The sequence below is a fragment of the Cupriavidus sp. 05T313 genome (assembly GCF_056396665.1).
This window is the reverse complement of sequence record NZ_JBFTLX010000062.1, coordinates 21542-28451: the sequence shown is the minus strand read 5'-3', so window position 1 is coordinate 28451 and position 6910 is coordinate 21542. Positions and strand designations below refer to the sequence as shown.

Below are 6910 nucleotides of genomic sequence, written 5' to 3'. Positions count from 1 at the left end.
GTATGGCACAGCTTGTGGTGCAGCGCCATGCCGACGCTGCCCAGCACCGAGCCGCAGAGCCACGCGCCATAGAGGCAATCGGCGCGGGCATCGAGATCGGACGGGACCTCGCAGATGCGGGGAATCGCGCTGGCCAGCGCCCGGATTCCCTCCTCGGCCATCAGCGACGTCACCGGGTTGGCATCTTCGGCATACAGGCCTTCCGCCGCATGGGCGATGGCGTTCAGCGCGCTGGTCACGCTCATGGCAACCGGCAGGCCGACGGTAAGTTCGGGATCGTAGATCACGGTGCGGGGCAGGACGCGCGGGTCGCGGCCGGTCTTCTTCAGGCCGGCATCGGTGATGCCGTAGATCGGCGTCATCTCCGAGCCCGCGTAGGTGGTGGGAATCGCCAGGATGGGCAGCCCGGAGGTCAGCGCGATCGCCTTGCCCAGCCCCGTGGTCGAGCCGCCGCCGATGGCGATCGCGCAATCCGCGCCCAACGCCTGCGCGTGCCTGGCAGCCGCGCGCGCGGTCTCGAGAGGCACGTGCATGATGGCGCCGGCGTAGATGCCGGCCGAGAGCGGCCCCAGCAATTCCGCAACGCGCAGCGCCTCCTCCGTCTGGTTCGGCGTGCACAGCACCAGCGCGCGTTGCGCACCCATGCGCTCCACCTCCTGCGCAACCTGGCTCAAGGTGCCCGCGCCGAACAGGACGCGCATGGGCTGGGCCGTATAGACAAACGACTTTGGCATAGGCTTGGTCTTCCTCCGGATCGGTCTGGATCTGCGCCCGCTCCGCGGGTCTTGCCCGCGCCGGGACCTGCAAGCGGGCAGGCGGCGCGCGCGGACTCCGCAGACTCGTTACGCACGTTAGCCTTCCGCGTGGCGGAAAGAAATGCCGGGAAGGGAAAACAGTCTTGACGGGAAAGGAAGAATCGCGGACACACGGCGCAGTTGCCAGGGATTGCGCGGGGACCGCATGGCCAGCGCGTTCGCCAATGCCGAGCGCACCAGAGCGCACCCGAACGCACATGACAGCCCGCGCCGCCGCTGCTCCGTGCCGAACGCGCACCAACTGATCCTGTTCGGCCCGCATCAGGGGCGCTAGCCTGATGGCTACCCACAAGCCCCTCGCCGGCGGCGGCGACATTGCCCGTTTCCCGCACGGCAAACCTGGAAGTGCCCCATGTACTTATATGATGAGATCGACCAGCAACTGGTCGACCAGCGCGTTACGCAATTCGCCGGCCAGACCGAACGTTTCCTCAGCGGCCAGCTCACCGAAGACGAGTTCCGCGTGCTGCGCCTGCAGAATGGCCTCTATATCCAGCGGCATGCGCCCATGCTGCGCGTGGCGATTCCCTACGGCATGCTGGTGTCCCGGCAACTGCGCAAGCTGGCCGAGATCTCGCGCCGCTGGGATCGCGGCTACGGGCACTTCAGCACACGCCAGAACATGCAGTTCAACTGGCCGCGCCTGGAAGACGCGCCCGCCATCCTGGCGGAGCTGGCCACCGTGCAGATGCATGCGATCCAGACCAGCGGCAATTGCATCCGCAACACCACCACCGATCATTTCGCGGGCCTGGCGCCGGACGAGGTCGTGAACCCGCTGGTGTGGTGCGAGATCATCCGCCAGTGGTCCATGCTGCATCCGGAGTTCGCCTTCCTGCCGCGCAAGTTCAAGATCGCCGTGAGCGGCGCCACCACGGACCGGGCCGCGGTCGGCGTGCACGACATCGGCCTGCAGGCGGTGGAGCGCGACGGCGAACTGGGTTTCCGGGTCTGGGTGGGCGGCGGCATGGGCCGCACGCCGATGGTCGGCAAGCTGATCAACGCCTTCGTGCACTGGTCCGATCTGCTGACCTACCTGCAGGCCACGCTGCGCGTCTACAACCTGCACGGGCGGCGCGACAACAAGTACAAGGCGCGCATCAAGATCCTGGTGAAAGACCTGACGCCCGGCGTGTTCGCGCAGCAGGTTGACGAGCAATGGCAGCGCATCCGCGGCGGCCCGGATACGGTCAGCACGGACTTCGTGAAAGGCGTGGCCAGCCGCTTCACCACGCCGGATTACGATCCCGGCGCGGCGGACGAGCCCGGCCCCGGCCCTGCCCTGACGGCGGCCCAGCCCCGCTTCGCCCGCTGGCTGCGCAGCAATGTGCATGCGCACCGCGTGCCCGGCTACGCCGCCGTGACCGTGTCGCTGAAAGCCACCGGCGCGCCCCCCGGCGACATCACCGCGGACCAGATGGATGCGGTGGCGGATATGGCGGACCGCTACGGCTTTGGCGAGCTGCGCGTCTCGCATGAGCAGAACCTGATCCTGGCCGACGTGCGCCGCAGCCAGCTGTACGCGCTATGGCTGGAGTTGGATGCCTTGCGCCTGGCCACCGCGAATATCGGCATGCTCACCAATATCATCGCCTGCCCGGGCGGGGATTTCTGCTCGCTGGCGAACGCCGTGTCGATTCCACTGGCGGAGGCCATCCAGCGCCGCTTCGACGACCTGGACTACCTGTTCGAAATCGGCGAGCTGGACCTGAACATCTCCGGCTGCATCAACTCCTGCGGGCACCATCACGTCGGCCATATCGGCATCCTCGGCGTCGACAAGGCCGGCGAGGAGTGGTACCAGGTCACCGTCGGCGGGCGCCAGAACGGCGCCGCCGGCCATGCCCTGCTTGACCAGCACAAGGGCGGGGGCGCGGCCATTGGCCGCATCATCGGCCCGTCCTTCGCGCGCGATGAAATCCCCGACGTGGTCGCGCTGCTGATCGACACTTACCTGTCCCTGCGCGACAGCGAGGCGGAGCGGTTTATCGACGTGGTCGAGCGCGTCGGCGTGGATCCCTTCAAGCAGGCGGTCTACCAGGACCCGAGGATCGTCGCGCGGCGGCAGCAGGCGGAGGTGGCCCGTGCCTGAAACCCAATTCCTGCCGCAGTCCGACAAATTGAACAACGTGATCCGCAACGGCCGGCTCGAAGCCGACATCTGGCGCGCCTTCGTGGCGGACGAGAGCGTGGCCGGCTCGACCATGYCGCCCGACGAAGATGGCTGGCTGGTCACGCTTGACACCTGGCGGGCCACCCGCGTCGCCTTGCGCGCGCGCCGCCATCCGGTGGCCGTGTACCTGGCGCCGGATGCGGAACCGGAAGACTTGCTGGACGCGGGCGCCACTGTCATCGATGCGACCGGCATCGCGCACCTGGCGATCGACTTCCCGGTCTATACCGACGGGCGCGGCTATTCGCTGGCCCAGTTGCTGCGCACGCAATACGGCTGGCGTGGCGAGCTGCGCGCGGTGGGCGACGTGATGATCGATACGGTGCACTACATGGCCCGCTGCGGCTTCGATGCGTTCGCCGTCAAGCCGAGCCACGACCCGCAGGCCGCCCTCGCCGCGCTGGGCACGTTCACGGTGCATTACCAGAAGACGTACGCATCCACGTCCACCCTGGCGGCATAGGCGCGGGACGCTATCTTGCCAGCCACCCGCCCAGCAGCGCGTTGACTGGCTCGTGCGCCTCGTACTGGACCCAGTGCCCCGCATCCGGGATGATGCGGCCCTGCCGCTGCACGCTGCCCTGCGTCATGGCCGCCACCGCCGCGGCCGGGTCGGCCGTCACATCGTGCTCGCCCCATGCAAGCAGCACTTCGCCGCCGAAGCGGTCCAGCGCGTCGCGCAGGCCGCCCGCGCGCGAGATGTTCTTGCTGCGAAAGCGTGTATGCCGGCATGACTCGGTGTGCGCGTACAGGGCCATGGCATCGACCCTGGCCGGGTCCGCGATCATGAACGCCTCCAGGTTGTAGCGCATCGCCTGCGCCAGCGCCGCGCCGTCCGCCGCCTTGCGCCAGTCCACCAGCGCGCGCTGCTGCCGGCGAATGCCGCCGTGCCCGGCCGAACCCAGCAGGGCAAGCCGGCGCACCGTGCCAAGCGCGGCGGCCACGTTCGCGGCGACCAGCCCGCCGAACGAGAAGCCGGCGAGGTCGATTTCGTCCGCGCAGCCGGGCAACTGTCGGATCGCCGCCGCGAGCGTGCCGGCCATGACGGACAGATCGCTGACGATGTCATCCGACTCGCCAAAGCCGGGCATGTCCGGCGCCCAGACCGTGCGTTGCGCAGCCAGCGCCTCGATATTGCGCACCCAGTGCAGCCAGCTGCCATGTCCGCCATGCAAGAGGATGACCGGGCGCCCTTCGCCGAAGCGACGCCAGACCACCCGGCAGCCGCCGGCACCGGTCACGATCCGTTCCGCCCGATGCGCCAGGGCGGCCGCCTCCGCCCGAGGCTGTTCCGGGTTGACAGGGGTATTGCTGCTTATCTGGGTCATGGGCATGGGCGCGCGCCGGCTTGCCTCCCGGCGCGGCCGATTGCCTTGGCGAACGTGGAGAAGCCGGCCGCGCGAGAAACGGTTCCGATCCCGGATCATAGCGAATTCCGGATGTACCCTCCCCGGCCAGGCGAAGCGACATCCGGGCAACCGGGCAACCGGGCAGGGCCAGCGTGCGGTCAGGAACGCGCGAGGGCTGCGTCGCCCCGGGCGGCGGGCCGCGCCGGCTTCGGGATATGCCCCTTGACCGCAAGCAGCGCCACCAGCACCGCGGCCATCGCCGCGCCAAGCATGCCGAGATAGGACGACGCGCCGCCTGCGGTGATCACCGCCGCGCCCGCGAACGCGCTCAGGATCGCCCCGAGGCGGCCGAAGGCCAGCGCCGATGCGGTGCCCGTGGCGCGCACCGCGGTGGGGTACACGAAGGCGCACAGCGCGTACATGGTCGACTGGACCGCATTGACGAACATGCCGTGCACGCCCAGGCCAAAGATCAGCAATCCCGTACTGTGGCGCACGTCCACGCCTTGCAGCAGCAGCGCGCTGGCCGCCCCGCCGGCGCAGCAGATCGCCAGCGGCCAGCGCGAGCCGAAGCGGGTGATGGCCACCGCGCAGCACAGCGCGCCGATGACGCCGCCGAGGTTGTAGGCCGTCAGGCCGGAACCCGCGACCGCCACGTTCAGTCCCTCCGAGGCCAGCATGGTCGGCAGCCAGCTAAAGGCGCTGTAGACCGCCAGCAGGCACATGAAGAAGGCGCACCAGATCGCCAGCGTATCGCGCGCCTGCCCAGGCGCGAACAGCGCGCCGAAGCCCTTGCGGCGCTCCGCATCGCGCTCGGCCAGGTCGGTGAAGACGGCGTCCGCCGGCAGCGGCCTGGACATGCGGCCGAGCAGCCGGCGCAGCTCATCCCAGCGGGCGGGACGGCGCACCAGGAAACGCGGCGACTCGGGCAGCACCAGCATCAGCAGCACGCCCAGGCCCAGCGGCAGGGAGCCGCCGATAAAAAACAAGCCGCGCCAGCCATAGGCCGGCAGGACAACGCTGGCGAACAGGCCGGCCAGCATGCCGCCAAGCGGCACGCAGACGATGGTGGCCGTCACCGCCAGCGTGCGGCTGCGCGCCGGGGTGAATTCGGCCGTCATGGTGGTGGAGCTTGGCAACGCGCCGCCAATGCCAAGCCCGGCGATCAGGCGCAGCACGGCAATCGTCGTGGTGTCCGGGGCAAAACCGATGGCGCAGGTGGCCGTGCCAAACAGGAAGACGCTGCCGATCACGGCCCACCTGCGGCCAAAGCGGTCCGCGAACAGGCCGGCGCAGGCGCTGCCGATGCCCATGCCCACCAGCCCCGCCGCCACCGCGGGTGCGAAGGCGCTGCGCGTGATGCCCCATTCCTTGATCAGCACGGGAATGGCGAAACCGATCAACTGGCCATCGAAGCCGTCCATCACGATGGACAGCGCCGCCAGCACCACGACGATCTTCTGCATGGTGGTGTAAGGGCCGTCGTCTAGTACGCGTCCCACATCGATCGACGCGCCGGCTTGGGTATGCATGGGTGTCTCCTGTCGATTGGCGTCCTGGCGGGCGCCAGCGCCTTTTGCTCTTGTATCGGGTTTCAAGAGTGGCGTGCCGCCACTCAGTGCAGGACCGGACTGGCATCCAGCCCGTGGCCGCCCGCCCGGGTCTCGATCAGCCGGACGAGTTGCATCAGGGCTTCGGTGCGCGGCACGGGCACCCCGTGCCGCTGCGCCGCGGCCACGACGGCGCCGTTGATCGCATCGATCTCCGTGCGCCGGGCGGCAAGGATGTCCTGCAGCATGGATGGCTTGTGGCCAATGTGGTACTCGATGGCGTGCAGCACGCTGGCACCGACCTTATCCGCATCGACAGCCACGCCATGGCTCCTGGCCACGGCCAGCACCTCGCCCACCACCGCGAAGGCGAGCGCCGGACCATCCGGGATGCTGCCCAGCTGGTCCACCGTGCTGCCGGTGACCGCGCACAGGGGATTCAGCGCGGCATTGAACGCCACCTTTTCCCAGATCGCGGCCCACACGTCGGCATCGGCCTTGCAATGCATGCCGGCGCGATCCAGTGCCGCTACGGTCCCCGCCACGACGGACCGGTCCACGCCATCGGCGCTCATCATCCGGATCACGCCCTCGCCATGCGACTGCACGTGCCCGGGGCCAACCAGGTCGGCCGGCCATGTGGTGATGCCAATCAGCACCCGCTGCACGGGCACGAACCCGCAAATCGTCTCGACGCTGCCCAGGCCATTCTGCAGTGTCAGCACAATCGTCTCCGGCCCCAGCAGGTGACGCACGCCCGCCATCGCGGCGCGCGTGTGCATGGCTTTGGTGAAGACGATCAGCAGGTCGGGAATGGCGCCGGTCTGCTCCGGGCGCACGGCCTGCATGCCGTGCACCCGCCGGTCCGCCTCATCGGTCTGCAGGCGCAGGCCGTGGCGGCGGATCGCGTCGAGATGCGCGGCGTTGATATCGAGCAAGGTAACGTCATGGCCCGCTTCGGCCAGGCGTGCGCCAAACAGCGAGCCCATGGCCCCTGCCCCGAGGATTGCGATCTTGATCATT

Annotated in this window: 6 protein-coding genes; 2 read left to right on the top strand and 4 right to left on the bottom strand. The window is 69.0% G+C overall.

Going from position 1 to position 6910, the window contains the following annotated elements; translation table 11 throughout:
• Positions 1–734 (bottom strand): maleylacetate reductase (locus AC1DKD_RS16075; RefSeq protein ID WP_477143455.1); only part of this gene is annotated, 734 nt, incomplete at its 3' end.
• 433 nt (positions 735–1167) lie between these two features.
• Here AC1DKD_RS16075 and AC1DKD_RS16070 point away from each other — a divergent pair.
• A complete protein-coding gene (locus AC1DKD_RS16070; protein WP_441633143.1) occupies positions 1168–2907 on the top strand; it encodes a nitrite/sulfite reductase in 1740 nt (579 codons plus the stop codon).
• A complete protein-coding gene (locus AC1DKD_RS16065) occupies positions 2900–3451 on the top strand; it encodes a DUF934 domain-containing protein (protein ID WP_477143454.1) in 552 nt (183 codons plus the stop codon). Before AC1DKD_RS16070 ends, AC1DKD_RS16065 begins: the two co-directional genes overlap by 8 nt.
• Before the next feature lie 10 nt (positions 3452–3461).
• Here AC1DKD_RS16065 and AC1DKD_RS16060 read toward each other — a convergent pair whose 3' ends face one another.
• The 3 genes from AC1DKD_RS16060 to AC1DKD_RS16050 all read right to left on the bottom strand — a co-directional run bounded on the left by AC1DKD_RS16060 (position 3462) and on the right by AC1DKD_RS16050 (position 6906).
• Positions 3462–4316, bottom strand: a complete 855-nt coding sequence (locus AC1DKD_RS16060; protein ID WP_477104300.1) for an alpha/beta fold hydrolase — start codon at positions 4314–4316, stop codon at positions 3462–3464.
• Between the two features lie 179 nt (positions 4317–4495).
• Complete coding sequence (locus tag AC1DKD_RS16055) at positions 4496–5869, bottom strand: MFS transporter (protein WP_441633149.1); 1374 nt, start codon at positions 5867–5869, stop codon at positions 4496–4498.
• A gap of 83 nt (positions 5870–5952) precedes the next feature.
• On the bottom strand, positions 5953–6906 hold the full coding sequence (locus AC1DKD_RS16050) for a ketopantoate reductase family protein (RefSeq protein ID WP_441633179.1): 954 nt from the start codon (positions 6904–6906) through the stop codon (positions 5953–5955).
• Positions 6907–6910 lie beyond the last annotated feature (4 nt).

What these genes read in the sequence shown, in the direction of transcription:
- AC1DKD_RS16070 (WP_441633143.1), top strand. Translation starts at nt 1,168, where the DNA reads ATGTACTTATATGATGAGATCGACCAGCAACTGGTCGACCAGCGCGTT.
- AC1DKD_RS16060 (WP_477104300.1), bottom strand. Translation starts at nt 4,316, where the DNA reads ATGACCCAGATAAGCAGCAATACCCCTGTCAACCCGGAACAGCCTCGG.
- AC1DKD_RS16055 (WP_441633149.1), bottom strand. Translation starts at nt 5,869, where the DNA reads ATGCATACCCAAGCCGGCGCGTCGATCGATGTGGGACGCGTACTAGAC.